General features: G+C 72.4%; 22 protein-coding genes and 1 pseudogene. 10 read left to right on the top strand and 13 right to left on the bottom strand.

What is annotated here, in order from left to right; translation table 11 throughout:
* The first annotated feature begins 2 nt into the window (after window positions 1–2).
* The 6 genes from ABD841_RS13665 to ABD841_RS13640 all read left to right on the top strand — a co-directional run bounded on the left by ABD841_RS13665 (window position 3) and on the right by ABD841_RS13640 (window position 6,976).
* A complete protein-coding gene (locus ABD841_RS13665) occupies window positions 3–998 on the top strand; it encodes an S-methyl thiohydantoin desulfurase family protein (protein WP_344971241.1) in 996 nt (331 codons plus the stop codon).
* A complete protein-coding gene (locus ABD841_RS13660) occupies window positions 995–2,377 on the top strand; it encodes a hydantoinase/oxoprolinase N-terminal domain-containing protein (protein ID WP_344971239.1) in 1,383 nt (460 codons plus the stop codon). Before ABD841_RS13665 ends, ABD841_RS13660 begins: the two co-directional genes overlap by 4 nt.
* Window positions 2,378–2,408: 31 nt before the next feature.
* Window positions 2,409–3,728: a purine-cytosine permease family protein gene (locus ABD841_RS13655; RefSeq protein ID WP_344971237.1), complete on the top strand. Its 1,320-nt coding sequence runs from the start codon at window positions 2,409–2,411 to the stop codon at window positions 3,726–3,728.
* Window positions 3,729–3,767: 39 nt separating this feature from the next.
* Window positions 3,768–5,288: a hydantoinase/oxoprolinase N-terminal domain-containing protein gene (locus tag ABD841_RS13650; protein ID WP_344971235.1), complete on the top strand. Its 1,521-nt coding sequence runs from the start codon at window positions 3,768–3,770 to the stop codon at window positions 5,286–5,288.
* On the top strand, window positions 5,281–6,339 hold the full coding sequence (locus tag ABD841_RS13645; protein ID WP_344971233.1) for an S-methyl thiohydantoin desulfurase family protein: 1,059 nt from the start codon (window positions 5,281–5,283) through the stop codon (window positions 6,337–6,339). Before ABD841_RS13650 ends, ABD841_RS13645 begins: the two co-directional genes overlap by 8 nt.
* A gap of 310 nt (window positions 6,340–6,649) precedes the next feature.
* Complete coding sequence (locus ABD841_RS13640) at window positions 6,650–6,976, top strand: cupin domain-containing protein (RefSeq protein WP_344971231.1); 327 nt, start codon at window positions 6,650–6,652, stop codon at window positions 6,974–6,976.
* A gap of 86 nt (window positions 6,977–7,062) precedes the next feature.
* On the opposite strand, the gene ABD841_RS13635 is transcribed toward ABD841_RS13640, so the two are convergent.
* The 10 genes from ABD841_RS13635 to ABD841_RS13590 all read right to left on the bottom strand — a co-directional run bounded on the left by ABD841_RS13635 (window position 7,063) and on the right by ABD841_RS13590 (window position 17,115).
* Window positions 7,063–7,587: a signal peptidase II gene (locus tag ABD841_RS13635; protein WP_344971229.1), complete on the bottom strand. Its 525-nt coding sequence runs from the start codon at window positions 7,585–7,587 to the stop codon at window positions 7,063–7,065.
* 547 nt (window positions 7,588–8,134) lie between these two features.
* Window positions 8,135–8,839 carry an SIR2 family NAD-dependent protein deacylase gene (locus tag ABD841_RS13630; protein ID WP_344971227.1) on the bottom strand — a complete coding sequence of 235 codons (705 nt, stop codon included), beginning with the start codon at window positions 8,837–8,839 and terminating at the stop codon, window positions 8,135–8,137.
* 160 nt (window positions 8,840–8,999) lie between these two features.
* Window positions 9,000–9,938: an ABC transporter ATP-binding protein gene (locus ABD841_RS13625; RefSeq protein WP_344971225.1), complete on the bottom strand. Its 939-nt coding sequence runs from the start codon at window positions 9,936–9,938 to the stop codon at window positions 9,000–9,002.
* Entirely contained in the window at window positions 9,935–10,768 is an 834-nt protein-coding gene (locus ABD841_RS13620; RefSeq protein ID WP_344971223.1) for an ATP-binding cassette domain-containing protein, read from the bottom strand. Before ABD841_RS13620 ends, ABD841_RS13625 begins: the two co-directional genes overlap by 4 nt.
* Before the next feature lie 22 nt (window positions 10,769–10,790).
* Complete coding sequence (locus ABD841_RS13615) at window positions 10,791–11,657, bottom strand: ABC transporter permease (protein ID WP_344971221.1); 867 nt, start codon at window positions 11,655–11,657, stop codon at window positions 10,791–10,793.
* Window positions 11,654–12,619 (bottom strand): ABC transporter permease, encoded by a 966-nt coding sequence (locus tag ABD841_RS13610; protein ID WP_344971219.1) that lies wholly within the window; start codon window positions 12,617–12,619, stop codon window positions 11,654–11,656. Before ABD841_RS13610 ends, ABD841_RS13615 begins: the two co-directional genes overlap by 4 nt.
* Before the next feature lie 91 nt (window positions 12,620–12,710).
* Window positions 12,711–14,246: an ABC transporter substrate-binding protein gene (locus tag ABD841_RS13605; protein WP_344971217.1), complete on the bottom strand. Its 1,536-nt coding sequence runs from the start codon at window positions 14,244–14,246 to the stop codon at window positions 12,711–12,713.
* Between the two features lie 71 nt (window positions 14,247–14,317).
* Window positions 14,318–15,043, bottom strand: coding sequence for a DUF1684 domain-containing protein (locus tag ABD841_RS13600; protein ID WP_344971215.1), 726 nt, complete (start codon window positions 15,041–15,043; stop codon window positions 14,318–14,320).
* Window positions 15,044–15,549: 506 nt separating this feature from the next.
* A complete protein-coding gene (locus ABD841_RS13595) occupies window positions 15,550–16,224 on the bottom strand; it encodes a DUF6882 domain-containing protein (protein ID WP_344971213.1) in 675 nt (224 codons plus the stop codon).
* A 438-nt stretch (window positions 16,225–16,662) separates the two neighbouring features.
* Complete coding sequence (locus tag ABD841_RS13590; protein WP_344971211.1) at window positions 16,663–17,115, bottom strand: Lrp/AsnC family transcriptional regulator; 453 nt, start codon at window positions 17,113–17,115, stop codon at window positions 16,663–16,665.
* A gap of 89 nt (window positions 17,116–17,204) precedes the next feature.
* Here ABD841_RS13590 and ABD841_RS13585 point away from each other — a divergent pair, with 89 nt between their 5' ends.
* On the top strand, window positions 17,205–20,738 hold the full coding sequence (locus ABD841_RS13585) for an indolepyruvate ferredoxin oxidoreductase family protein (RefSeq protein WP_344971209.1): 3,534 nt from the start codon (window positions 17,205–17,207) through the stop codon (window positions 20,736–20,738).
* Window positions 20,739–20,865: 127 nt separating this feature from the next.
* On the opposite strand, the pseudogene ABD841_RS13580 reads toward ABD841_RS13585, so the two are convergent.
* Window positions 20,866–21,210 (bottom strand): annotated as a pseudogene (locus ABD841_RS13580) (integrase core domain-containing protein); the annotation flags it as partial.
* 632 nt (window positions 21,211–21,842) lie between these two features.
* Between ABD841_RS13580 and ABD841_RS13575 the strand changes: the two are divergent.
* The 3 genes from ABD841_RS13575 (at window position 21,843) to ABD841_RS13565 (ending at window position 24,937) form a co-directional block, all read left to right on the top strand.
* On the top strand, window positions 21,843–23,336 hold the full coding sequence (locus ABD841_RS13575; RefSeq protein WP_344971449.1) for a cytochrome P450: 1,494 nt from the start codon (window positions 21,843–21,845) through the stop codon (window positions 23,334–23,336).
* A 273-nt stretch (window positions 23,337–23,609) separates the two neighbouring features.
* Complete coding sequence (locus ABD841_RS13570) at window positions 23,610–24,170, top strand: DUF4334 domain-containing protein (protein ID WP_344971207.1); 561 nt, start codon at window positions 23,610–23,612, stop codon at window positions 24,168–24,170.
* Window positions 24,167–24,937, top strand: coding sequence for an SDR family NAD(P)-dependent oxidoreductase (locus ABD841_RS13565; RefSeq protein ID WP_344971205.1), 771 nt, complete (start codon window positions 24,167–24,169; stop codon window positions 24,935–24,937). The genes ABD841_RS13570 and ABD841_RS13565 overlap by 4 nt, the downstream gene beginning before the upstream one ends.
* Before the next feature lie 364 nt (window positions 24,938–25,301).
* Here ABD841_RS13565 and ABD841_RS13560 read toward each other — a convergent pair whose 3' ends face one another.
* The gene (locus ABD841_RS13560; RefSeq protein ID WP_344971203.1) at window positions 25,302–26,207 is read right to left on the bottom strand and encodes a carbohydrate kinase family protein; all 906 of its coding nucleotides are present in this window, start codon (window positions 26,205–26,207) and stop codon (window positions 25,302–25,304) included.
* A 68-nt stretch (window positions 26,208–26,275) separates the two neighbouring features.
* On the bottom strand, window positions 26,276–26,511 hold a 236-nt coding region (locus ABD841_RS13555; protein ID WP_344971200.1), incomplete at its 5' end, for a substrate-binding domain-containing protein.

Raw genomic sequence — 26,511 nt, 5'->3', positions numbered from 1 at the left:
GCATGGACATCGACACCGAGGTGCTGCCCGCCTACGCGCGGGGCTGCGCCGTCCTGGGCTCGGGCGGCGGCGGCCCGGTGTCGATCACGCGCGCGGCGGCCCGGCAGGCGCTGGAGGCCCACGGCCCGGTCCGTGTCGTCCAGCCGTCGGACCTCGACCCGGACGCGCTGGTCATGCCGTGCGGCAACGTCGGCACCTCCCACGTGGCGGTCGAGCGCATCGGCGGCGTGGCCGAGGCCTCGTACCTGCGGGACGCGGTGGAGAAGCTGCACGGCTCTCCCGTCGCGGCGCTGATGCCGAGCGAGATCGGCGGCGCGAACGGGTGCGCCGCGGTCGCCTGGGCGGCCTGCCTCGGCCTTCCGCTGGTGGACGCCGACGGCATGGGCCGGGCCTTCCCCCGGATGGACCAGACCGTGATGGAGCTGCGCGGGATCAGCCCCACGCCCGCCGTCCTGTGCGACGAGCGCGGCCGGACCGTGGTCATCGACCACGTGGACGGCCGGTGGCTGGAGCGCCTGGTGCGCGCCTCGCTGGAGGCGTTCGGCGGCCAGGCGGCCTCCAGCGAGTACGCGCTGCGCGCCCGCCAGGTGCCGGGCGCCACCGTCGTCGGCTCCGTCACGCGCGCCGTGGAGCTCGGCAGGCGGCTGCCCGACCCCCTGATCAGCGGAAAGGTGGCCGCGGTGGAGCAGGGCACGACCCTCGTCGAAGGGCTGGGCGGCGACGCCGGGCGCCTGGTCCGGCTGGAGGCGCACAACGAGTATCTCGCCGCCCTGGAGGACGGCGAGCTGCTCGCCGCGGTCCCCGACGTCATCGCCGTGCTGGACGCGCGCAGCGGCGAGACCGTCCAGACGGACCAGGTCAGGTACGGCATGCGGGTCCACGTCGTGCCGCTGCCGTGCGACCCCGTCTGGCACACCCCCGAAGGGCTGCGCCTGGCCGGTCCCGAGGCGTTCGGCCTGACCGGCCTGCCCGTTCGGACACGGGAGGCGGGGCGGTGAACGTCGGAGTGGACGTCGGTCCCACCAACACCGACGCCGCCGTGCTGGACGAGACGGGGGCCGTGCGCGCCACGGTCAAGGTCGCCTCGGTCCCCGGCGACCCGGTGGCCGGGGTGGTCGCGGCGCTCGGCGCGCTGGCCGCGGCGCCCGCGCCGGTTGCGCCGCCCGGGACGTTCGCCGCACTCGCCACGCCGGGGACGGCCGCGACGTCGATCGACCGGATCTCCATTGGGCTGCGCGGTGCCGCGCGGGCCGTCGCGGAGCGGGACCGGCTCTGCCGGGTCGCCGTGCTGCGCATCGGCGGCCCCGCCGCGCAGGCCGTGCGCCCGCTGTACGGATGGCCCGCCGACCTGCTGGAGACCGTCCGGGCGGGAACGGCGATCGTCGACGGCGGCGGCGGGCTGAGCCCCGAAGACTGGATCCCGCTGGATCGGGACGCCGTCGCGCGCTTCGCCGCGCGGGTGGCGGGACGGGCCGAGGCCGTCGCCATCACCGGGGTGTTCGCCCCCGTCGACGGCGCGCAGGAGCGGGAGGCCGCCGAGATCGTCCGCGCCGAGCTGGGCCCGCTGCCCGTCTCGCTCTCCGCCGACCTGGGTACGCTGGGGCTGATCGAGCGGGAGAACACCACCGTCCTGGACGCGGCGCTCTCCCGGTTCGCCCGGGACACCGCCGAGCGGCTGGCCGCCGCCCTGGCCGGCGCAGCCGTCTTCGTCACCCGCGGCGACGGCACCCTGATGAGCCTGGAGTACCTGGCCCGCCACCCCGGGCTCAGCCTGGGCAGCGGGCCGGCGAGCGCGCTGCGCGGCGCCGGGGTGCTGGCCGGGCTGGACGACGCGGTCGTCGCCGACGTGGGCGCGGCCAGGGTCAGGGTGGGGGCGCTGGCCGGCGGCTTCCCCGAGGAGGCCACCCGGGGCGCCGACGTCGGCGGCGTGCCCGTGGGGTTCCGGTTCCCCGAGCTGATCCGCGTGGCGCGCGACGCCGACCCCGGCGAGCTGGCCGAGGCCGTGGACCGGCTCCAGCCGGGAGCCGACCGGCTGCCGCTGGTCGTGGTGGGCGGCGGCGCACCCGACGTACCGGACGCGTTCTTCGGCGTGCCCGACGTGCGGCGGCCGGAGCACGGCCGCGCCGCCGGGGCCATCGGCGCGGCCACCAGCCCGGTCGGCGGCCAGTCCGAGCGGATCGTCCGGCTGGACGACCGCACCCGGCTCCCGGCGGAGCTGGAGGCCGTCGCCGAGGAGGCGCGGGCGAACGCCGTCCGCGCCGGCGCCGATCCCCGGCACACCCGGGCCGTGGAGGCGGGCAGCTCGCCGCTGCCGTACCTGCCCGGCTCGTTCATCAAGCTCCGGGCCAGGGCGGCCGGACCGCCCTCACGGCTCTGAGACCCACCCCCCGCACACCGAAAGGCCGGAAATGATCGATGAGGACTACCCGCTGGAGCGGGTCCCGCAGCACGCCCGCTACTCGTGGGCCAACGTGGCGGTTCAGCGCTTCGGCCAGCTGTCGGACCTGACGCAGTTCCTGCTGGGCGCGACGCTGGGCGCCGGCCTGTCCTTCTGGGGCGCCTTCTGGGCGTTCACCCTCGGCTCGGTGATCCTGGAGATCGTCTGCATCTTCGTCGGCATCGCCGGGATGCGCGAGGGCCTGTCCACCTCGGTGCTGGCCCGCTGGACCGGGTTCGGCCGGTACGGCTCCACACTGATCGGCCTGATCATCGCGCTGAGCCTGTTCGGCTGGTTCGGCGTGCAGACGGCGGTCTTCGCCGCGGGCCTGCACGCCATCATGAGCGGCATCCCGCTGTGGGCCTGGTCGCTGATCGCGGGCCTGGGCGTGACGGCCCTGGTGCTCAAGGGCTTCAAGATGATGGGCTGGACGGCCTTCGTCACCGTGCCCGCGTTCCTCGGCCTGGCCGGGTGGGCGATGTGGGTGGAGGTCTCCCGGCACAGCCTGGGCGAGCTGGTCTCCTCCTCGCCCTTCGGCGAGCCGATCACGATCGCCACCGGCGCCACGATCGTCGCCGGGTCGTACATCGTCGGCGCGGTCACCACCCCGGACATGACGCGGTTCAACCGGAGCACCGGGGACGTGGTCAAGCAGACCCTGGTCGGCATCTCCCTCGGCGAGTACGTGCTGGGCCTGGCCGGCGTGCTCCTCGCCTACGCGGTGAAGACCTCCGACATCGTCGCGATCATCACCGCCTCCTCCGGCGTCGTCGGCGTGATCATCCTGGTCTCGGCCACCGTGAAGATCAACAACTGGAACCTGTACTCGGCGACGCTGAGCCTGATGAACGTCGTGGAGTCCACGGTCGGCGTGCGGCTCAACCGGACCGCCGTCACGGTCGGCATCGGCGTGCTCGGCAGCGTCGCCGCCGCGGCCGGCATCCTCGACGCGTTTGTCGACTTCCTGGTCCTCCTCGGCGTCGTCACCCCGCCGGTCGCCGGGATCATGGTCGCCGAGTACTTCGTGCTCAAGCGCTGGCGCCCGGTCCTGGACGCCTCCCGCGAGCAGGGGCGGCTCCCGGAGACCGAGCCGACCTGGGTGCCCGCCACGCTCGTCGTCTGGGCGGGCGCCGCCCTCGTCGGCTGGCTGAGCGACGCCTACCAGTGGGTCGGCATCCCCGCGCTCAACTCGCTGCTGCTGGCCGGGGTCGGCTACCTGGTCGCCGGGCGGCTCGGCCTGGTCAGGGCCAGCCGGGAGGTCGCCATGGAACGGTCCAACGTACCCGCCTGAAGCTCCCCTCCCAGCGCGCGGGGGCACGAAAGGAGCACCATGCGCATCGGCATCGACGTCGGCGGCACCAACACCGACGCGGCCCTCATCGGCGACACGGGCAACGTGCTCGCCACTGTGAAGTCCCCCACCACCGCCGACGTCACCTCCGGCGTCGCGGCGGCGATCACCTCCCTCGGCGAGCCCCGGGCGTCCGCCGTCATGATCGGCACCACCCACTTCGTCAACGCCCTGGTGGAGGCCTCCCGGCTGGAGCGGGTCGCCGCGGTCCGGCTCGGGCTGCCCGCCACGGCCGCGCTGCCGCCGATGGTCGACTGGCCCGCGCGGCTGCGCGAGGTGGTCGGGGGGCGGAGCTACCTGTGCCACGGCGGCCACGAGTACGACGGGACACCCATCTCCGACCTCGACCCCGAGGAGCTGAAGCGGGTCGCCGCCGACATCGCCGGCCGGGGACTGCGCTCGGTGGCGATCTCCTCGGTGTTCTCACCGGTCAGCGCCGAGTTCGAGCGGCGCGCGGCGGAGATCCTGGCGGCCGAGCTCGGCCCGGACGTGCACATCTCGCTCTCCTCCGAGATCGGCCGGATCGGGCTGCTCGCCAGGGAGAACGCCACCATCGTGAACGCCGCCCTGCGCCCGCTGGCGGTCACCACGGTCGGCGCCTTCGAGGAGGCGCTGCGGGTCGCCGGCATCGACGCCCCGCTGTTCCTGTCGCAGAACGACGGGACGCTGATGGACGTCGGGCACGCGCGGCGCTATCCGGTGGCCACCTTCGCCTCCGGGCCGACCAACTCCATGCGGGGCGCGGCCTACCTGTCCGGCCTGACCGAGTGCGCCGTGGTCGACGTCGGCGGCACCACCTCCGACGTCGGCATCCTGGTCGGCGGCTTCCCCCGGGAGGCCTCCGGCGAGGCGGAGACGGCCGGGGTGCGGACCAACTTCCGGATCCCCGACGTGCTCTCGCTCGGCATCGGCGGCGGCTCCGTCATCTCCCCCGACGGGACGGCCGGGCCGCGCAGCGTCGGGTACCGGCTCACCTCCGAGGCCCTGGTCTTCGGCGGCTCCACCCTGACGGCCACCGACCTGGCCGTGGCCGCCGGGTACGCCGAGATCGGGGACCCCTCCCTGGTCTCCCATCTCGACCCGAAGGACGCCCTGGCCCGCATCGCCGAGCGCATCGCGACCACCGTGGACCGGATGCGCACCTCGGCCGCCCCGCTGCCCGTCGTCGCCGTCGGCGGCGGCAGCATCCTCATCCCCGACGAGCTGCCCGGCTTCGACGACGTCCGCCGCCCCGGCCACTTCGCCGTCGCCAACGCCATCGGCGCGGCCATCGCCCAGGTCGGCGGCGAGGTGGACCGGGTCTTCTCCGGACCGCGCCGGAAGGTGCTGGACGAGGCCCGCGCGGAGGCCGTCGCCCGTGCCGAGAAGGCCGGTGCCCGCGGCGGCAGCGTGCGGATCGTCGACGTGGAGGAGATCCCGCTGGCCTACCTGCCCGGCGACGCGCTCCGCGTGCGCGTGAAGGCCGTCGGCGACCTCGACCTGGAGAAGATCAATGCGTGAGATCGGCATCGACGAGCTCGACGACATCGCCCGGGGCGCCGGGATTCTCGGCACCGGCGGCGGAGGCGACCCCTACATCGGCAAGCTCCTGGCCCGCGAGGCGATCCGCGCCCACGGCCCGGTGACCCTGGTCGGCATCGACGAGGTGCCCGCCGACGCCACCGTGGTGCCGGTCTCCGGGATGGGCGCCCCGACCGTGCTGCTGGAGAAGCTGCCCGCCGGCACCGAGGAGCTCACCGCCCTGCGCGCCCTGGAGGCCGTGCTCGGCCGCCGGGCCACCCACATCGTCCCCATCGAGGTCGGGGGCGTGAACTCGATGATCCCGATCGCCGCCGCGGCCCGGGCCGGACTGCCCGTGGTCGACGGGGACGCCATGGGCCGGGCCTTCCCCGAGGCCCAGATGGTGCTGCCCACGCTGGCCGGCATCCCGAACACGCCGATGGCGCTGGCCGACGACAAGGGCAACACCCTGGTCGTCGACGCCGTCTCCAACCGGTGGGCCGAGCGGATCGCCCGCGCGGCCTGCACGGAGATGGGCTGCCAGGTGTCCTGCGCCGACACCGTGCTCCGCGGTGACCAACTGCGCGACGGCCTGGTCCCGGCGACGCTGACGCTCGCCGGAGAGCTGGGACGGGCCGTGCGTGAGGCCCGCCTGGCCCACGCCGACCCGGTGGCGGCGGCGCTGAAGCTGCTGGGCGGGGTGCACCTGCTCACCGGCAAGGTCGTCGACGTGGAACGGCGCACCACCGGCGGCTTCGCCCGCGGCCGGGCCACGCTGGAGGGTCCCGGCGGGCCGCTGGAGCTCAGCTTCCAGAACGAGCACCTGCTCGCCGTCCGCGACGGCTCGGTGGTGGCCACCACCCCGGACCTGATCTGCGTGCTCGACACCGACACCGGGGAACCGGTCACCACCGAGAGCATGCGGTACGGCCTGCGCGTCAGCGTCGTCGCCGCCCCCTGCGACCCCCGGTGGACCACCCCGGCGGGCCTGGACCTGGCCGGGCCGCGCTACTTCGGCTACGACTGCGACCACGTGCCGCTCACTCCCTGACCTTCGGCCTCTCGCCCTCCTGACGCCCTCGTCCCCGTCCCCTCTCCCCCGGGCCGGGCCCCACCGGCCCCGGGGGCGGCGCGCTCGCCGTAGGGCCCGCCTGGCGGCGGACCCGGGCGAATCGGAGGGATCGGGAGAGCCCGTGGCGGGATCGGAGCGGGTCGCGGCGGGACGGGAGTGATGATCCGCCGCGCGGGGGTACGGCGAGGCGGTGGGGCGGAGAGGCCCCGCCGACGGCGGCGACTTTACTTCCGCCTGACGCTGCCCCCCACCGGCCCGGGGCAGGTCTCAAGGGAAGCAGGAGGCACACATGATCGACGTACTGGCCCTCGCCGAGGAGCACCTGGCCCTGGCCAAGGAGAACCCGCACGGCCGCAGCACCCACACCTACGTCAACGAGGGGATCCTGCGCCAGGCGGTCATCGCGCTGACCGCGGGAGCGGTCCTCGGCGAGCACGACGCTCCGCCGGCGGCGAGCCTGCACGTGCTCTCGGGACGGGTGCGGATCGTCGGCGACGGGGAGACCACCGCGCTGGCCACGGGCCAGGCCGCCCCGGTGCCGCAGCTACGCCACTCGGTGGAGGCCGACGAGGACTCCGTGGTCATCCTCACCAGCGTTGTCAACCTCCCCGGCTGACACCCCCGGGCCGCTCGGCACCCGGGCCGGCCCGCCGACGGGCCGGCCCGGAGCCGGTCACGGTCGCGGAAGACCGAGCACGCGCCTCAGTGACGCTCCTTGTCCGGTTCGTCCCCGAGGGAAGTCCCGCGCAGGCTGAGAAGCGCGAGCAGAGCGCAGCTTGCGACGAGGGCGATATCGGCGACGTTCCCGACGAACAAGCCGCCGTAGTCGATGAAGTCGACGACATGCCCCCGGCCGAATCCGGGGGAGCGCATGAGGCGGTCAAGCAGGTGGGACGCGGCACCGCCCAGTATCCCGCCCAGTACGCCGGCCCAGGCGGGCGAGCGCAGCCGTCGCGCCGTGTACAGGATGCCGGCCACCGCGACGGCCGCCGTCAGGGCGAACACCCACGTCGCCTCCGATCCGATCGAGAACGCGGCACCGGGGTTGTACAGCAGCCGCAGCTGGATCAGCTGCGGGATCACCGTGATGCGCTCTCCGTCGGAGAGCGCCGAAACCGCCCAGATCTTCGACGTCTGGTCCGCGAGGAGAACCACGGCGGCCAGCACGATCATCCACGCGTACAGCCGCGGCTGTCCCTTCGCCTGCGAGCCCCGTCCGGCCGACATGCGCACCCCACAATCCATGGTTTCGAAGGTTTCCTGCCCGGTGACCAGTATCAGAAGCGGTCGGCGGCCCGCCGGACGGCGTCGTGCTCAGCGGCGGAACCGCCCCTTTCGTCGGGCCCCTTCCCGCGCCGGGAAGGCCCCCATGCTCATGAGCGGCGCTTGAGCGCGGCTTGAGTCCGCCGCGGCCGTGCTCGCTCCGCTGCGGCGATGACGCCGGGGAGAGTTGGGCCGCGCTTGAGCCGCCCCGGAGGATGAGACGGCTCCGCGCCGGCGTCTTGGCGCTCGCTTGGCCGCGGCCCGGACGCCCGGCGCGGCGCCTTCGTGCGTCGCACACCGTCGCCGATCTCCACGCACGAGGCCTCAAGAACCTGCCAAGACCGTGGAGGCACCCTTGGGCCATGCCACCGCTGAGAGGGGACCGGGATGATACGGGTGAGGGTGCGGGTGCACGCGGCCTTGGCGGCCGCCTGGGTGCTTGTCACGTTGTTGCTGCTGTTGCTCGGCACCTGACCCGGCACGCCGGCCGGGTCCGGGTGCGGCGCCTCTCTCACGAGGTGAGGGAGGCGCACAGGCGGGGCACGGCGACGCCGACGGGGTCGCGGATCACCTCGTCGGCCAGGTGGTCGTACGGTGTCGGCTCGGCGTTGACGACGACCAGGCGGGCCCCCGCCCCGGCGGCGACGGCGACCAGGGACGCGGCGGGCTGGACCTGCAGCGAGGTGCCGACGGCGAGGAACACCTCGCACCCCTCGGCCGCCTCGATCGCGCGGTTGAGGGTCACCGGGTCGAGGGGCTGGCCGAACATCACGGTGGCCGTCTTCAGGATGCCGCCGCACGCGCGGCAGGCGGGGTCGTCCTCCCCCGCCAGGATCCGGTCGACCGCCTCCCGGGTGGTGGAGCGGGCCCCGCAGCCGGTGCAGACCGCGCCGAACATGTTGCCGTGCAGCTCCAGCACCCGCTCGGGCGGCGAGCCGGCCCGCTGGTGGAGGCCGTCGACGTTCTGCGTGACGATCCAGGCGTCGGGCAGCCCGGCCAGGGCCCGGTGCGCCGCGTTCGGCTCGGCGTCCCAGGCGGGATTGTCCCGGCGCATCAGCCACGACCGGCGGCGGATCTCCGGATCGGCCATGTAGAAGTCGTACGTGACGAGCTTCTCGTAGTCGGGATCCCTGCGCCACAGGCCCTGCGGTCCCCGGTAGTCGGGGATTCCGGACTCGGTGGAGATCCCCGCACCCGTCAGCACCGTCACCGTCATGCGACCGATGCTAGTGGCGGTGACCGGAAACGTTCACCCCACCAACGGGCTTCAGCGCGGCGGGACGGTGGAGACGTGGTTCCGCTCCCCTGACCGCCCCGGTAGGGCGCGTACCGGAGGGACGGGCCGCACGGCCGGCTGCCGTCGGGGAGAGCACGGGTCAGGGACGGGCGGGCAGCCTCGGGACGCTGTCGATCAGGCGGCGGGTGTAGGGGTGGCGGGGGGAGCCGAGCACGGCCGCGGTCTCGCCCTGCTCCACGACGCGGCCGCGTTCCAGGACCGCCGTGTACTCGCAGAGCAGCGCGACCACGGCCAGGTCGTGGGAGACCATCACGATGGTCAGGCCGTTGCTGTCGCGCAGCTCGGCCAGCAGGTCGATGACGCGCACGCGGGTGGAGACGTCCAGGGCGCTGACGGGTTCGTCGGCGAGCAGCACCCTGGGCTCGCACACGGTGGCCCGCGCGATGGCGATGCGCTGGCGCTGGCCGCCGGAGAACTCGTGCGGGTAGCGGTGCGCGGCGTCGGGCGGCAGCCCGACGGCCTCCAGCGCGGCGGCGACGCGCAGCTCGGCGGCCGACGCGCCGCGCCGGCCCGGGGGGACCAGGCCCAGCGAGCGCAGCGGCTCGGCGACGATCCTGCCGACCCGCTGCCGGGGGTCGAGCGAGGAGTACGGGTCCTGGAACACCATCTGCACGCTGCGCCGGAACGCCCGCATCTGGGCGCGGTCACGCGGGGAGAGCGGCGCCCCGTCGAAGAGGACCCGGCCCGAGGTGGGCCTGGCCAGGCCGAGCAGCAGCCGGAGCAGCGTCGTCTTGCCCGCACCGGACTCGCCGACCAGCGCCGTGCTGCGCCCGGCGAGCACCTGGACCGAGACGTCGGAGAGCGCGGGGGCGCCGCCGCGGTAGGCGAAGCCCGCCTCGCGCGCCTCCAGGATGGGCGGGGCCGCCGCGCCCGGACCGGGCTCCACCGCGCCCGCGCCGGACCGGGCCGTCGCGTCCGGGGCGGAGCCGGGGGTCGCGGCGGGGACGGCGGAGGACGGCGCGTCCGGGGCGGAACCGGGGACGGCGGAGAACGGCACGTCCGGGGGGCGCTGCGTCATCGGGCCTTCCAATCCAGTGCGCTGTCGAGGTGGCGGGCGCCGGCCACCAGCGCGCGGGTGTACGGGTGGCTCGGCGCGTTCACGACCTGCCGGGCGGTCCCCGACTCGACGGCCCGGCCGTCCTTGAGGACGAGGATCCGGTCGGTGATCCCGGAGACGACCGCGAGGTCGTGGCTGATGAACAGCAGGGCCATGCCCCGGGCCGCGACCAGGCCGTCCAGCAGCGCGAGCACCTCGGCCTGCACGGTCACGTCCAGGGCCGTGGTCGGCTCGTCGGCGATGAGCAGCGCGGGTTCGCAGGCCAGGGCCATGGCGATGGCGACCCGCTGGCGCTGGCCGCCGGAGATCTCGTGCGGGTACGCCCGCGCGATGCGACCCGGTTCGGGAAGCCTGACCTCCGCCAGGGCGTCGGCGACGGCCGCGCGCAGGGCCGCGCCGCGCAGGCCGCGGCGGCGCCTGATGGGTTCGGCGAGCTGGCGGCCGACCTTCATGAGCGGATCGAGCGCCGTCAGGGGCTCCTGGAAGACCACCGACGCGGCCCGGCCGCGCACGCCCCGCAGGCGCCGCTCGGCCGCGCCGACGATCTGGGCCGGGCCCGCCCCGGGCACGTCCAGCACGATGCTTCCGGACGCGGCCATGCCGGGCGGGAGCAGGCCCATGATCGCAAGGGCGGTCAGCGACTTGCCCGAGCCGGACTCGCCGATGAGGCCGAGCCGGGAGCCCGGCTCGATGCCGAAGGTCAGGCCGGAGACGAGGTCGTGGCCGCCTGCGGAGCGCACGCCGAGCCCGGTGACATCGAGCAGGGGCCCCGTGGCGCCGGGCCGGGTCATCGCGTCCTCCGGTGGTTCCGGGTCATCGCGTCCTCCGCCGGGTGGGGTCGGCCACGTCCCGCAGGCCGTCGGCGATCAGGTTCACGCCGACGACGAGCACGACCAGCAGCACGCCGGGCGCGATCGCGCCGACCGGCGCGGTGAGCACGGTCGTCTGGGCCTCCTGGAGCATCCGCCCCCAGGAGGCGTTCGGCGGGGGCGGGCCCAGCCCCAGGTAGGACAGGGATGCCTCGGCCAGCACGGCCAGGCCGAGCTGGAGCGCCAGGTTGACCAGCAGGGTCGGCCAGATGTTGGGCAGGACGTGCTCGGTCACCACGCGCGGCCAGGAGGTCCCGGAGACGCGGGCGGCGGTGATGAAGTCCTGGGCCAGCACCCGCTTGACGAGCACCCGGGTCAGCCGGGCGACGATCGCGGACATGCCGAGCCCGATCGCGACGACCGCCGAGCCGAGCGACGCCGACTGCACCGCGACCACGAGCATGGCCAGCAGCAGGGTCGGGAAGGCGATGAGGATGTCGAGCAGCGCCGCGATCGTGTCGTCGAGCCACCTGGTGGCGAAGCCCGCCGCCAGGCCGCCGAGCACGCCGAGGACACCGCCGAGCAGGACCGAGCCGATCCCCACCGTCAGCGCGATCCTCGCGCCGATCATGAGCTGGGTGAGGAGGTCCCGGCCGAGCTTGTCGGTGCCCAGCGGGTGAGCCGGGCCGGGCGGCATCAGCCGGGTTCCGGAGGTGTCGTCGGGGGCGTAGGGGAGCCAGACGAGCGAGACGACGGCGATGGCGACGACCAGGCCGGCGAGCGCGCAGCCGGCCACCAGGGTGACGGACCGGCGTGGCCGGGCGGGACGGCGGGCGGGGACCTTGACGGGGGGCCCGGTCACGACGCTCACCGCTTCCCCCCGGCCACGGAGCCGCGCAGCCGCGGGTCGATGAGCCGCTGGACGAGGTCCGCGGCGAAGCCGATCAGCAGCACCGCGAAGGTGCTGACGAACAGGATGCCCTGGATGACCGGGTAGTCGTGCTGGGCGATCCCCTTGACGAGCATCCCGCCGAGACCGGGGAGGACGAACACGCTCTCGACCACGACGGCGCCGAGGAAGGTGGTGGCCAGCTCGATGCCGAGGATCGACACGACGGGCACGGCCGCGTTGCGCAGGCCGTGCCGCCACATCGCCCCGGCGAAGGAGGAGCCGAGCGCCCGGAACGTCCGCAGGTAGTCGCTGCCGAGCACGTCGAGGGTGGCGGAGCGGACGTACCGGATGAGCGAGGCGGACATGACGAGGGCGACGGTGACGACGGGCAGGGTCAGCGAGGTCAGGGCCGCGACCGGGTCGGCCCAGTCGTCCCGGGGGAACCCGCCGGCCGGCAGCACCCGCAGCCGGAGCGCGAAGACGGTGATCAGCAGCATCCCCACCCAGAAGGCGGGCACCGCGATGCCCAGCTGGGACAGCCCGCTGAGCAGGGCCCCGTACCAGGTGTCCGCCCGGTGGGCGGCGACGAAGCCGACCGGTACGGCGACGGCGACCGCCAGCGCGAAGGACAGCAGGGTGAGGGGGACGGTCACGGCCAGCCGGGAGGCGATCTCCGGGCCGACCGGGAGGGTGCTGACGAACGACTCGCCGAGGTCGAGGCCGGCCATCTGGCCGAGCCAGGTGGCGAACTGCTCGGGCAGCGGGCGGTCCGAGCCGATCCGGTGGCGGGCGGCCTCGATCTGCTCGGGGGTGGCGCCGACCGAGAGCAGCGCGTTGGCCGGGTCGCCGGGCAGCAGCCGCAGCAGCAGGAACAGCACGACGCAGGCCAGCAAGAGCGAGACGACGAGGAACGCCGCCCGCCGCAACAGGTAAGTGATCATGGGAACCAGACAGGTCACCGGCGGCCGGACGGGCCGGGCCCGGCCGGCCGCGCGGGGCGGCGGGCCGGGCCGGGAGCCGCGGCGCCGGGCATCAGCCCTTCTTGATGCCGTAGGCGTAGAACTGCGAGTTGAGGCCGTTGACCGGGTAGCCGGACAGCTCCGAGGAGGCCACCACGATCTGCGGGTAGAGGTAGAGCCAGTCGCTGGCGGCGTCCTCGGCGATCTGCCGGTTGGCCTTCTTGAGCAGCTCGGCCTGCTGCTCGGCGGTGTCCGAGCGCTCGGCCTCGGCCACGAGCTTCGTCACCTCGGGGTTGTCGTAGCCCCAGTAGAAGTCGGGGTTGCCGTACCAGACGACGTCGCGGTCGTTGACGTGCTCCTGCAGCGTCGCGGTGAAGTCGCGGTTCTTGAACACCTTGGTGTACCACTCGTCGGCGGTGATGACGTTGATCGTGACGTTGACGCCGATCTTGGCGAGCTCGCTCTTGACGAACGTGGCGACGGTGGGGTGCGGGTCGTAGTTGGGGGTGTCGAGGGTGAACTCGAACCCGCCGGCGAGGCCCGCCTCGGCGAGCTGCTTCTTGGCCAGCTCCACGTCGTAGGGGTTCACCCCGGTCAGGTCCTCGTACCAGGGGTCGGTCGGCGGGACCATGGAGCCGATGAGCGTGCCGTAGCCGCCCCAGATGGAGTCCAGCAGCTTGCGGTTGTCGATGGCGGAGCTGACGGCCTTGCGGACGAGCTTGTTGTCGAACGGCTTGACCCGGTCGTTGAAGGCCAGCAGGAGCTTGGTCGTGGAGTGGCCGTCGTTAACCTTGTAGGCCGGGTTGTTCTTGAACTGCTCCAGCGCGTCCGGGCTCTGCTCGCTGGTCACGACGTCCACGGCGTTGGTGAGCAGCGCGTTGTTGAGCGCGGTCGCCGAGGTGAAGTAGTGGAACACCACGCCCTTGTTGGTGGGGGGCGTGCCCCAGTAGCCGTCGAAGGGCACCAGGCTGAGCGTGGCGCCGCGCTTCCACTCGCCGAGCTTGTAGGGGCCGGTGCCGTCCTCGGACTTCGCGAGGTCCTTCGCCGTGTCGTTGATGACCCAGACGTAGCTGAGGTTGTAGACGAACGAGATCGACTTGTCGGACAGCTTCACGACGACGGTGCGGTCGTCCGGGGTCTCGACGCTCTTGACGACGGACAGGCTGCTCTTGCGGGCCGACTGCGAGTCCTTCGCGAGGACCTTCTCGATGCTGTACTTCACGTCGGCCGCGGTGAGGGGGTCGCCCGAGTGGAACGTCACACCGTCGCGCAGCGTGAAGGTGTAGGTGCGGCCGTCGGAGCTGACCTTGTGGGTCTCGGCGAGCAGGTTCTCGACCTTGCCCTCGTCGGTCAGCCGGAACAGGCCCTCGTAGACGTTGCCGTTGAACGCCTCGGTCACGCCCTGCCCGCCGCCGCCGGTGTTGTCGAGGTTCTGCGGCTCGTAGAGCGAGCCGATCTCGATCGTCGCGCCGGGGTCGAACGCGCCCGCCGGGGCCGCGCTCGCCGACCCGGCCGGGGCGGCGCTCCCCCCGGAGCCGGAGCCGCAGCCCGCCAGGGCCAGCGCGGCCACGAGGGCGGCTCCGATGAGCGACGTCGTCGTCCTTTTCACTGTTTCTCCTGAGATGTGGCCGTACGGCCGGGTGGAACGGGCGGCACGGGGCTCGCCGGGGATGGTGCTGCTCAGTGCACCTGATAGCCGTCGCGGAAGACGGGCAGCTTCTCGCCCGCCTCGACGGGCAGGTGGAGGCGGTTCTGCGGCGGTGGCAGCGGGCAGTTGTAGTGCGCGGAGAACCCGCAGGGGGGCACGAAGGCGCGGTTGAAGTCGAGCACGACCCGCTCCTCGCCGGCCGGGCGCCGTACCAGCAGGAACCGGCCGGCGCCGTAGGTGCTCACCCCGTTGGTCGGGTCGGCGAAGACCAGCAGGAGCGACCCGCCGTCGTCGAACGCGCTCAGCGTGTACGGGACGCCGTCCAGGGTGACGGCGAGGTCGCCGGGGACGACGAGGTCGCGGGTGGCGCCTCCGTCGCGGATGTGCTCGAACGGGAAGACACGCGACTCGGAGACCGGGGTGAAGACGGCCTCGACCACCCAGCGGGGGTCGAAGGGGAAGGCGTCGATGGTGGCGAAGTGCCGGATCGCCGGCGAGTTCGCGTCCCACCGGCGGATGCCGCGCTGCACCTGGCCGGTGACGATGTCGCGCCGCTCCAGCCCGGTCACCGTCACGCCGTCCGGCTGCCCGGCCGGCGCCTCCCCGACCGGCTCCTCCTCGCCCGGGGGCGCCCAGCGGGTCTCGACGAGCGCGAGGTTGCCCGTGGGAGCGGCGACGGAGGCGAGGCGGGACGCGCGCCAGGCGTCCCAGCCGGCACGGGCGGACTCGACGACGCTCGCGGGGGCCGTTGCAGACATGGTTACGGACAGCTCACTTCGTTCCGGACGGGCACGACCCGCCGAGGGGGCTCGGCGGGCGGGCCGCCGGTGACGGGCGTTCCAGCACCTCGGCGGCTTATCAAGTAAGCCTACAGAAATAGTAGGATTTTTCCAATTTCGGACATATCTACTCTTCGGAAGGCCCCATCAGCCTCGTCCGAATCCCGGCGGTGGTCCGGTGAGGGTGTCAGCGGGTTCGGCGCGCGTCAGCCCCACGGAGGGATCCCGCAGCCGCCGGCCCGGACCCGCGTGACGCGGCGCTGCCACGCGGCCGGCCCGGATCCGTCATCGCCTCGCGCGCCGGGCGCCACCGCCGTCCACGTCGCCGATCTTCGAGCCGGTCACTCGGAAGCGCCGAAGGGGCATATCCGAAGGTCGGATATGCCCCTTCGCCCGGTTGGGATGGGCGGATGTGAACCGACGACCTCTTCGCCCGAAAGCCTGGGAAGAACGTCACACCCGCCGGCTCACCCCGGAGACGTCTCTCAGCCGGCTGTGAGCTCGGCCTCCATGTCGATGATCCGCCCGAGGTCGTCGAACTTCACATACAGCTCCGATCCACCGGAGTGGCGGCCCGTGACGGCCGTCGCCGCCGTCTCGACCTGCCAGCCCTGCTGGGTCAGGAAGCTCTCGACCAGCGTCCGGTGGTCGGTTTCGTACATCCCGATGGCCTGGGGCAGGACGGTGACGACGCGTTCCGGTCGCGCAGGCGCCAGCACCGAGTCCGGCACGTCCTCCAGGAGCATGAACACGGCCCCGCCCCGGTGGGGCCCGCGGTAGTAGCACCGCCCGGTCAAACCGGCCGCCAGCATGGAGAGGAGGTGCCCGTCGACGGCGTCGAGGGACACCTCCGCCTCGGTCAGTTCCGGGATGCGGTGCTCCCGCCCGTACTCCCGCAGCCAGGTGGCGGCGCGCAGCAGGCCGGGCGGGAGATTGCTCCGCGTGTTCGCCCACGCCCAGAGCCAGGTATGGTCGCGCTCGCTCTCCGTGCCCAGGATCTGGATCGGGAATCTGAACTCCTCACCGAACGTGATCGTCCCGGTGGGGACGTCCACCTGCCAGTGGAGGGGGCCGATCAGATCGCCGAGGGCGAGCTGGCGCGCCAGGGACGGTCCGATACACCGCGAGAGGTGCCGGTGCAGGTTACTCAACTCGATCAAGGAACAGACCTCTTCCGTGGTGGGAGGGGGCCGACCATGCGTGGCACGTTCCAGGCGTTCCTCCAGCCGGGACACGCAGGCCGCCGGGCGTGGATCGGCTCCCCTCCGGTCCGCCCGCATCGGAAACCCCTTCTCCGACGATCATTCTTCGCGCGCCGATCCTAGGGACGGCCGCCGACAGAAACGGCGTCGCGACGGGAGGCCGCGTGGAGCGCGCGGGGAGGCGCGATCTCCGTCGGCGGCCGTGCCGTCCCCGGCGCTCGGCGAGGAGCGCACCGCGCGAACCGGAGGCACCCCGCGGAACCGGAGGCACCCCGCGGGCCATCAGGAGCCCACGTAGAGCGGTGGCGCGCCCCTCGGGCGATCGATCCCGGGGCCGATTATCGGCCTCGCCGGGGCCACCGGTCCCGATCCCCGCCCGACGGCTCCGTCCGCGGCTCAGAGCGGGAGGACCCCGCCGGGCTTGAGGGCCTTCATCGCGATCTGCGAGGTCAGCTTGTCGAGGCCGGGGAGGCGGCCGAGTCTCTCCAGGCAGAGCTGGCTGTAGGCCTCCATGTCGGGGACCGCCACCCGCAGCACGTAGTCGGGGCGGCCGAACATGCGCAGGCACTCCACCACGTCGTCGATCTCCATGACGGCGGCCTCGAAGGCGGTGACCGTCTCGGCGTCCTGCCCCTCGAGCTCGACGTAGGCGACGACCTGGAAGCCCCGCCCGACGGCGGCCGGGTCGACCACGGCGCGGTAGCCGGTGATCACGCCGGACTCCTCCAGGTTGCGGACCCGGCGCAGGCACGGCGAGGGCGTCAGCCGGACCCGCTCGGCCAGCTCCAGGTTGCTCAGCCTGCCTTCCACCTGCAGGAGGCGAAGAATTGCGCGATCTGTCACATCCATGACATTCGATGCTAATCAAAAGGGTGATATCCCGAAAGATTGACATCGGATTTTGTCATGGCTGGCATAACCTTGCGGCAATCGCAGGAGTGCCGACAGACGGGACCACGATGATGACGATCTCCCCCGACGCCCGCGAGATCTCCCCCGACGACCGCTACCTGCTGGACGAGGGCCGGGTGTTCCTGAACGGCACCCAGGCGCTGGTCCGCGTGATCCTCGACCAGATGCGCGCCGACCGCGCGGCCGGGCTCGACACCGGCGCGATGGTCTCGGGCTACCCCGGCTCCCCGCTCGGCGGCTTCGACCAGGAACTGGCCCGCTCCCGCGCGTTCGCCGAGCCGCTCGGCGTCGTGCACCGCCCCGGGCAGAACGAGGAGCTCGGCGCCACCGCGGTGTGGGGCAGCCAGCTCGTCCCCACCCTGCCGGACCCGCGCAAGGCGGGCGTCCTGGGTGTCTGGTACGGCAAGGCGCCCGGCGTGGACCGCGCGGCCGACGCGTTCCGGCACGGCAACTTCGTCGGCGCCCACCCCGACGGGGGACTGATCGCCTTCTGCGGTGACGATCCGACCTGCAAGTCCTCCACGCTCCCCTCGGCGACCGAGAGCTCGCTCGCCGCGCTGGGCATGCCGGTCGTGTATCCCGGCAGCGTCCAGGAGCTGCTCGACCTGGGCCGCCACGCGATAGCGGCGTCCCGGGCCAGCGGCCTGTGGGTCGCGGTGAAGGCCGTCTCCAACGTCGTGGACGGCACCGGCACCGTGGACGTCGGGCGTGACCGGATCGCTCCGGTCACGCCCGGCGTCGAGTACGAGGGCAGGCCCTACCGGCACGTGCCCGACGGCACCCTGCTCACCCCGTGGTCGCTGGAGATGGAGCGCACGCTCGTCGGCCCCCGCCTGGAGCTGGCCCGCGCGTACGCCCGGCAGAACGGCCTCAACCGCGTCACCGCCGACCCCCGCGACGCCTGGCTGGGCATCGTCGCCGCCGGGACCGCGTACTACGACGTGCGGGAGGCCTTCCGCAAGCTCGGCGTGACCCCGGAGGAACTGGGCGTCCGCCTGCTGAAGATCGGCATGCTCTGGCCGCTGGAGCCGGAGATCGTGCGGACCTTCGCCCGGGGGCTGGCGGAGATCCTCGTGATCGAGGAGAAGGGCCCGTTCCTGGAGACCCTCGTCAAGGACGCGCTGTACGGCACGGCCGACGCGCCCCGCGTCCTGGGCGAGCGCGACGAGAACGGCGCGCCGCTGATCCCACGCCACGGGGCGGTCGACGCCGACCTGGCCGCCAAGGCCGTCGCCTTCCGGCTGCGCCGCCGGGGTCTCGGCGAGCGGGTGGAGCGGGGGCTGTCCGTCATCTCGCGGCCGGCGCCGCTGACGCTGCTCACCGCCCGGCGCACCCCGTTCTTCTGCTCGGGCTGCCCGCACAACCGCTCCACCGCCGTCCCGGACGGCGCGGTGGTCGGGGCCGGGATCGGCTGCCACACGATGGTGGTGCTCAACCGCGAGGGCAAGGGCACGCTGACCGGCCTGACCCAGATGGGCGGCGAGGGCGCGCAGTGGATCGGCCAGGCGCCCTTCACCGGCACCCCGCACATCTTCCAGAACCTGGGCGACGGCACCTTCCACCACAGCGGCTCGCTCGCGATCAGGGCCGCGGTCGGCGCGGGCGTCAACATCACCTACAAGGTGCTCTACAACAGCGCGGTCGCGATGACCGGCGGCCAGACGATCACCCCGGCCCTGTCGGTGGCCGACCTGACCCGCTGGCTGGAGACCGAGGGGGTCCGCCGGGTCATCGTCACCACCGACGAGCCCGAGCGCTACCGGGGGGTCAGGCTGGCGGGGATCGCGGAGGTCCGCGACCGGTCCGCGCTGCAGGACGCCCAGCGCGAGCTGGCGTCGGTCCCGGGTGTGACCGTGCTCGTCCACGACCAGCGGTGCGCGGCGGAGAAGCGGCGGCTGCGCAAGAAGGGCGAGCTGCCCGACCCGGCCAGGCGGGTGGCGATCAACCAGCGGGTCTGCGAGGGTTGCGGCGACTGCGCGCGGAAGTCCGAGTGCCTGTCGGTGCTGCCGGTGGAGACCGAGTTCGGCCGCAAGACCGAGATCCACCAGTCGTCGTGCAACAAGGACTACTCCTGCGTGGAGGGCGACTGCCCGTCCTTCCTCACCGTGCTGCCCGCCGGGGGCGGGGCCGCCGGCCGGAGGCGCGCCGCGGTGCCCGCCCCGCCGGAGATGCCCGCGCCCGGCCGGCGCGCCGGGGAGACCTCGATCCGGCTCGTCGGCATCGGCGGCACGGGTGTGGTCTCGGTGGCGCAGATCCTCGGCACCGCCGCGATGCTCGACGGCAAGCGGTCGCGCGGGCTCGACCAGACCGGGCTGGCGCAGAAGGGCGGCACGGTCGTCTCGGACATCCTGATCTTCGAGGGCGAGGACGACCGCGCCGCGCAGGGCGGGACCGCCAGCGTGGACGCCTACCTCGCGCTCGACCTGATCGGCGCCACCGATCCCAAGCACCTGGCCGCCGCCGACCGTGGCCGGACCGTCGCCGTGGTCTCCACCAGCCTGGTGCCGACCGGCTCGATGGTGCTCGACCCGGCCACGCACCTGACCGACCTGGGCTCGCCGATCGGCGCGCTGGAGGCGCGGACCCGGCGCGAGCTGAACGTCTACCTCGACGCCGAGCAGGTGGCACAGGCGCTGTTCGGCGACCACATGCCGGCCAACACGATCGTCGTCGGGGCCGCCTGGCAGCGCGGGCTCATCCCGCTCAGCCTGGAGTCGATCGAGCGGGCGATCCGCGCGGGCGGCGGCAGGGCCGCCGAGACGACCGTCGCCGCCTTCCACTGGGGACGCGCCGTCGTCGCGGACCCGGAGGCGGTGGCGCGGGCGACCCGGCCCGCGGCTCCGGTCTCGCGGCCCGCGGCCCGGGAGGCGGCCCGTCTGGTCGGCACGGTCGCCGAGCCCGGCACCGAGCTGCACCGCATCCTGTCGGTCCGGGTGCCCGACCTGGCCGCGTACCAGAACACGCGCCACGCGGCGCGCTACGCCGAGGCGGTCCGCGCGGTGCTCGGCAGGGAGCGGGAGGCGCTCGGCGCGGCGGGCGGGGAGCCGGCGGGCCGTTTCCCGATCACCGAGGCCTACGCCCGGCAGCTGCACCGGCTGATGGCCTACAAGGACGAGTACGAGGTGGCGCGGCTCCACCTCGACCCGGCCGAGCGGGCGCGGATCGCCGCCGAGTTCGGCCCCGGCGCGCGGATCTCCTACAACCTGCACCCGCCGGTGCTGCGCGCCCTCGGCATGAAGCGCAAGATCCGCCTTGGCCCCTGGTTCGATCCGGCTTTCCGCCTGCTGTACGGCATGCGCGGGCTGCGCGGCACCCGGCTGGACCCGTTCGGCCTGGGCGCGGTGCGCAGGATCGAGCGGGAACTGGCCGCCGAGTACACCCGCGACGTCCACCGGGCCCTCGCGCACCTGGGCCCGGAGACCGCCGAGCGGGTCCGGGAGCTGGCCGAGCTGCCCGATGTCATCCGCGGCTACGAGCACGTGAAGCTGCGTAACGTGGCCGCCTACCGGACGCGGGCGGCGGAGCTGCTCGCCGCCCTCCGGGACGGGGACAGGGGTTAGGAGGCCGCTCCCCCGCCATGACAGCTGTCACCGGTAAGTCGTGACACACGGGCTGGGCATGAGGCCACCCGCGTCGACCGCCCTGGGGAGCATGGAGAACTGAACCGCCCCGACTTTGATGGAGACCTCAGCGGTTGATTCCGACGGGTTCGTCGAGCTGGTGTTGAGCGTAGTAGAGGGTCTCGTACTCCTCGGGTGGCAGGTGCCCGATGGCCGAGTGCGGGCGGGTGGCGTTGAACCAGTCGGCCCATTCGGCGGTGGCCAGTTCGACGTCGGCCAGGCTGCGCCAGGTCCCTCGGCGTTTGATCAGCTCGGTCTTGTACAGGCCGATCTGCGATTCCATCAGGGCGTTGTCGAGCGCGTCGCCGACGGTGCCGATGGAGGCGTCGATTCCGGCCGCCCAGCCGACGATGGCCCGGGAGTAGACGTCGACGACGAAGGCCACGTAGACGATGCCGAGCTTGGTGGCCACCGTGTTCATCGTGGCCCACTCGGTCGGGTAATCCGGCCGCGCCTCGGCGACCATCCGAACCGCTCGTCTGCGCAGCTCAGCAGGGTAGGGAGACTTACCTGGCATGGACTCGACCCTCTCAAGAGATCAAGTCTCCGCCGAAACCAGGGCGACTCATCGTCCCGCTTGTCCGCATATCAGGCCGTGGTGTGGCGGCCATGTGAAGGAAAACCCTCACTCTTTACAAAAATCGACAAATAGCTACAAGTCATCTCAAGCCACTCACAAGCCGGCTGGCGATTCTAAACGGAGACTGCATCAACCGGATCGGCATGAGGGGAAGCTCCCTCGCCTGTGTACGCACTGCTCCGCCAGAGCGGCCGAAAGGAAGAGCGCACGATCGTGTTGGCTGATATCCGTTCGCCTCGTGACCTGAGGGATCTGACACCGGAACATCCGGCCGGGATCAGTGCAGAGACCCGATTGTTCCTGCTGGATTCGGCGTCTCGTACGGGTAGGCGTCTCGGCTCGGATGGATCTTCGCCCTAGCCGACGGCAGTCTGTCCGCCCCCAGCGTGTACGGCGAGTGCGACCGGATCCCGTGCGGCTGCCGGCGGGCAACCTGCCCACTCCGGGCAGGCGAAGCGTTGCTGATGGCCCTCGAGAACGGCGGCGCCGAGGCCCTCGGCGCCGAACTGGTCAACGACCTCCAACTCTCCGCGACCGCGCTCCGCCTGGGGCGAGGTCGCATCCTCCTCGACGTCACCGATGCGGAGATTTCCATGACCACCTCTATGAATGCCACCCGGCAGGCCGGGACCGTGCCCTTCCACCGCCTCGTTCCGAAGCTCGCGCGCGGCCCGCTGGACGCGCTCTCGGCGATCGCGAACGAAACCGGCGGTCAAGTCGTCCGACTCGACTTCGGGCCCTTCCGGCCCTACCTGGTGACCTATCCCGATCACGTCCAGCAGGTCCTGCGCGGCAACTACTCCAACTATGCGCGGGAGGGCGGAATCTGGCGCCCGGTGCGACGAGTCTTCGGCACGACAATCATGGGCCAAGGGTCCGCTTGGGAGACCAGCCGCAAGATCCTGCAGCCCATCTTCACCAGCAGGTTCGTCGCGTCCCTCGGAGACGGGCTGGCGAAGACCATCGAGGAAGGCGTGGGCAAACTCGACGGGGCGGCCGGTTCCGGGCGCCCGATCGATACCGCCGAAGAGATGTCCAGAATCGTCAACATGGCCGTCATCAGGGTGCTGTTCGGGGACAAGATCTCTCACAGGGACGGAGAACGACTCTGCGCGGCGCTGGACTCCGCCGCGAGATTGATGACGTTGCGCCTGCTCGTGCCGTTCGTTCCGTTCCTTGTACCGATGCCGGGCGACAAGGCGGTGGCAGACGCGATCAGGCTGACCGACGAGGTGGTGCGTCCGTTGATCCTCAAGGCGCGTGCCGAGCCCGACGAAGGTGTCGACGTCATCTCCGCCCTGAGCCGGGCCCGCGCCAGTGGTCCGGAAGAGGACGAGAACATGAGGCACGACATCATCGGGATCTACGCCGGCGCCACGGAAACGACGGCTATGACCCTGACCTGGCTCTGGCCCGTCCTCAACAACCACCCCGAGGTGTACGCCCGGTTGATCGACGAGGTGGACCGTGTGGTCGGCGCCGGGCCGGTCCAAGCGACTCATTTGCCGGAGCTGCGCTACACGAAGATGGTGTTGCAGGAGTTGCTCCGCCTGTATCCAACAGCCTGGCTCTGGTCGCGGAGAGCTGTGGAGTCCACCGAGCTCGGCGGAGTGCGGATCAAGGCTGGATCGCAGGTGCTTGTCAGCCCCTACGCCACCCACCGGCTGGAGGAGTTCTGGAGCCGCCCGCTCGACTTTGATCCGGAACGCTTCTCGCCTGACGCCCCGGGGCGCCGGCACAGGTACTCCTACTACCCATTCAGTGGTGGCCCCCATCAGTGCCTTGGCCAGCACCTCTTCTATCTCAAGGCCCCCCTGATCATCGCCGCTGTGCTGCGCCGGTTTCGCCCCGTGTCGCGCCTGGCTGGATCCCCCACGCCGTTTCCAGCCCTCACGTTGCGGCCCAAGCAGAAAATCGAGCTGGAACTCGTACGACGGAGCTCCGCCTCGGCGAGGTGACTCACAGCGGCGACTCCACTGTGACGGTCGTGCCGTTGCCCGGCGCCGAACCGACGGGGTACCGCGGCCAGCGATGCGCCGGCGCGGCAGCTTGGTTCTTTTACGGCATGCCTTCGGCAGCATCGTCGGCGCTTCGTTTCTCAAAGGGCGCAAAAAACGGTGACGGTACGAGCGGGGCTTGGGCTGGGGCCGCTCCCCAGGCCCAGGGCCGGGCGTGCCATCTCCTGCAAACCTAGGCATTTCGATGGGCTACACAAGAGAGGACTGGACGCCGTGAGCGTGGATCAGTTCGGGAGAGTCGTTCCCGAAGAACTCAGGACACGGCCGGACGGTGCCGCGGCCCTGCGGTACTTCGATTCGCTGGGGACCGTCACCATCGAAGAGATGCTCGGCCTGTGGCGAGGTAGCGGGCTCAACACGGGTCACCCGATGGACGGCCTGCTGGAGACCTTCGGCTGGTACGGCAAGCGGTTCGACAGCCCCGAGGAGGTGCACCCGCTGGTGTTCCCTACCGGGAAGGGCCGTCTCTTTTGCATCAACCCCTCGTTCCTGCCGGTTGGCGTGTTGCTGCGTCATCCTGGGCTCGCCCGCCTGCCTGTGGCCCCCAGACTGTTCGGAGTGGCCCGGCCGCTGATCGCCACCACCAGACCCCAGGCCCGGTTGCGGATGACGCAGCACCGCGGCGTGGTGACGGCGACCATGTGTTACGACCGCCTACCCGCCCATGACGCCTTCCGGAGGATTGACGAGAACACGGTCATGGGTGCGATGGACATCCGCGGCCTTCGCCAGCCGTTGATGTTCCTGCTGCGCAGGGAGCGGATCCAGCGGTGAGTGCGCGGATCAGGACAGCTGTGGTCACCGGAGCGGCGAGCGGCATCGGCGAGCTTGCGGTGCGGCGCATGCGCTCACGCGGGATCAAGGTCGTCGCCGGCGACGTCAGCTCCGATATCACTCGGCGGTACGCCGGCGACGACGGGGTCATCGGGCTCCGGGCCGACGTGACCGACCCAGACAGCGTGGACGCGCTGGTCAAGCAGGCCGAGCACATGTGGGGCCCGGTCGACCGGCTGTTCCACTCCGCCGGCATCATGCCCGCCGGTGCCGTCGCCGACGTCGACACCGATCACATCCTGAAGGTGATGGAGGTCAACTATGCCGGCACCGTCCACGCAATCAAGGCCGTCCTGCCGAGCATGGTCGAGCGTGACTTCGGGCAGATCATTGCGCTGGGTTCCCTGACCGGATATGTGCCGAGCTTGAAATTCTCGGCGTACTCGGCCAGCAAGGCGGCCGTGAACACCTTCGTCGAAACGCTCGCGCACGAGCACCGCGGCAGTGGTGTGCAGGTTTTGCTGGTCGCCCCGACGGCAGTGCTCACCCCGCTGCTGAAGCAGGCCGAGGGCGGGTCCAAGCACCTCGCTCGCGCCGCGGCTCGGGGGAAGTCGCGTCTGGCCATCACCCCTGACCGTGTCCTGGATGACATCGACAGAGCGCTGAAGCGAGGTGACCACGTGGTCATCCCCGGCGGGCGGGCCGTGTACGGCGCGCGGCGGCTGGCCCCCGGTGTGCTGTGGCGCGCTCTGGAGCGGTTCGGGTGACCGCCCAGCAGGCGGAGTCCTCACGTGCGGACGTTTTCGTCGTCGACCCGCAGCCGGTTCACCGCTCAGCGGCAGAACTCGTCCTGCGCAGGGCCTTGCACCAGGTCTGTGAAGACTACGGCCAGTAGTACTTCGTTACATTGAGCCCGGGGGTACTGGAGGGCGGGCGGCGCTGACGACCGTGATTTCCATGCCGTCCAGCACTCAGGCCACCCCGAGCTCGACGATCATCGTGGCGTGGAACCGCGACCAGGGCAACCTGTCGATGCGTGCCGGAACGACGGTCCGGATGGCGTACTCCTCCGATACCCCCATGCCGTCACCACCACAGATACAAACCGTAACGAGAGATGCCACAGAGTAATCAGGCGGGCCCGCGGGGCTCCGCCGCCCGGTCGAGCAGGGTCGCCTCGTCGATCGGGTTCTCGTGGGTGCCCGCCGACGTGCAGGCGTGGGCCCCCGCCACGGCGCCCAGGGGGATCGACGCGTCGAGGGAGCGCCCGGAGAGCAGGCCGTACAGGACGCCGGAGACGAACGCGTCCCCGGCGCCGTTGCTGTCGACGACCGGGCCGGGCAGCGGGGCCGCGGGGAAGGAGCGCGGCCCGTCCGCGTCGAGCACGTGGCAGCCCGCGGCGCCGTCGGTGCAGACCACGGCCCTGGCCCGGCCCCGGGTCAGGATGTCGCGCATGACCTCCCCGCGGCGCGGGCCGAGGGCGGTGGCCGAGAGGAAGACCAGGTCGGAGGAGTAGGCGTAGTCCCGGTGGAAGTCGTTCTCGCCGTCCCAGTCGTGCAGGTCGGTGGAGACGGACGCGCCGTCGAGATCCGGGTAGACGTGCCGGGAGAAGCCGGTGAGCGACACGTGGACGTGCCGGGCGCCGCGCGCCGCCTCCACGTACAGCTCCCTGGGCAGCCGCTCCCCTTCGGCGTCGCGCGGGTCGAACAGGGAGGTGCGCCGCCCGTCGGGGCCGACGAGCAGGACGCTGCGCCGGGTGCCCTGGGGGGCGAGCGCCCAGCCGGTCTCGACGCCGCTGTCCTCGAAGCGGGCGCGGATGAACCGGCCCTGCGGGTCGTCGCCGATCAGGTCGACGAGCTTGACCTTCAGCCCGAGCGCGTGACACCCCAGGGCCACCCCGCTGCCGGTGTTGCCGATCCGGTCGATCACCGGGGGGACGGCGTAGGTGTCGGCGTAGGGAAGGGGCAGCGAGGGGACGTAGACGGTGGTGTCGACCCCGGTGCCGCCGATGACGACGACGTCGTGACCAGTCTTCATACCGTCATGATCGCACTGATCGGGGCCGTCCCGGCCCGCGGTGGACCGGGGCCGGGACGGCCCCGGGGTCAGCGGTTCACGAGGGGGCCGGAGCCGGTCGAGCGGCGCACGACCAGTTCGGGCTGGAACATCAGTTCCACGTGCTTGCCCCGGACGCCGTTGATCTCTTCCAGCAGGGTGGCCACCGCCGCGGAGGCCATCGCGCCGATGGGTTTGCGCACGGTGGTCAGCGGCGGGTCGGTGAACGCGATCAGCGGCGAGTCGTCGAACCCCACCACCGACACGTCCCCCGGCACCGCCAGCC

Origin of the sequence: Streptosporangium fragile (assembly GCF_039534445.1) — a bacterium.
Taxonomy (GTDB): domain Bacteria; phylum Actinomycetota; class Actinomycetes; order Streptosporangiales; family Streptosporangiaceae; genus Streptosporangium; species Streptosporangium fragile.
This window is presented reverse-complemented; position numbering and strand designations above follow the sequence as displayed.

Bases quoted from the DNA above. Each gene is read 5' to 3' on its own strand.
- ABD841_RS13640 (WP_344971231.1), top strand. From the start codon at position 6,650: ATGATCGACGTACTGGCCCTCGCCGAGGAGCACCTGGCCCTGGCCAAG.
- ABD841_RS13600 (WP_344971215.1), bottom strand. From the start codon at position 15,043: ATGTCTGCAACGGCCCCCGCGAGCGTCGTCGAGTCCGCCCGTGCCGGC.
- ABD841_RS13575 (WP_344971449.1), top strand. From the start codon at position 21,843: ATGGCCCTCGAGAACGGCGGCGCCGAGGCCCTCGGCGCCGAACTGGTC.
- ABD841_RS13590 (WP_344971211.1), bottom strand. From the start codon at position 17,115: ATGGATGTGACAGATCGCGCAATTCTTCGCCTCCTGCAGGTGGAAGGC.
- ABD841_RS13635 (WP_344971229.1), bottom strand. From the start codon at position 7,587: ATGTCGGCCGGACGGGGCTCGCAGGCGAAGGGACAGCCGCGGCTGTAC.
- ABD841_RS13560 (WP_344971203.1), bottom strand. From the start codon at position 26,207: ATGAAGACTGGTCACGACGTCGTCGTCATCGGCGGCACCGGGGTCGAC.
- ABD841_RS13620 (WP_344971223.1), bottom strand. From the start codon at position 10,768: ATGACCCGGCCCGGCGCCACGGGGCCCCTGCTCGATGTCACCGGGCTC.
- ABD841_RS13650 (WP_344971235.1), top strand. From the start codon at position 3,768: ATGCGCATCGGCATCGACGTCGGCGGCACCAACACCGACGCGGCCCTC.
- ABD841_RS13645 (WP_344971233.1), top strand. From the start codon at position 5,281: ATGCGTGAGATCGGCATCGACGAGCTCGACGACATCGCCCGGGGCGCC.
- ABD841_RS13625 (WP_344971225.1), bottom strand. From the start codon at position 9,938: ATGACGCAGCGCCCCCCGGACGTGCCGTTCTCCGCCGTCCCCGGTTCC.
- ABD841_RS13610 (WP_344971219.1), bottom strand. From the start codon at position 12,619: ATGATCACTTACCTGTTGCGGCGGGCGGCGTTCCTCGTCGTCTCGCTC.
- ABD841_RS13665 (WP_344971241.1), top strand. From the start codon at position 3: ATGGACATCGACACCGAGGTGCTGCCCGCCTACGCGCGGGGCTGCGCC.
- ABD841_RS13655 (WP_344971237.1), top strand. From the start codon at position 2,409: ATGATCGATGAGGACTACCCGCTGGAGCGGGTCCCGCAGCACGCCCGC.
- ABD841_RS13630 (WP_344971227.1), bottom strand. From the start codon at position 8,839: ATGACGGTGACGGTGCTGACGGGTGCGGGGATCTCCACCGAGTCCGGA.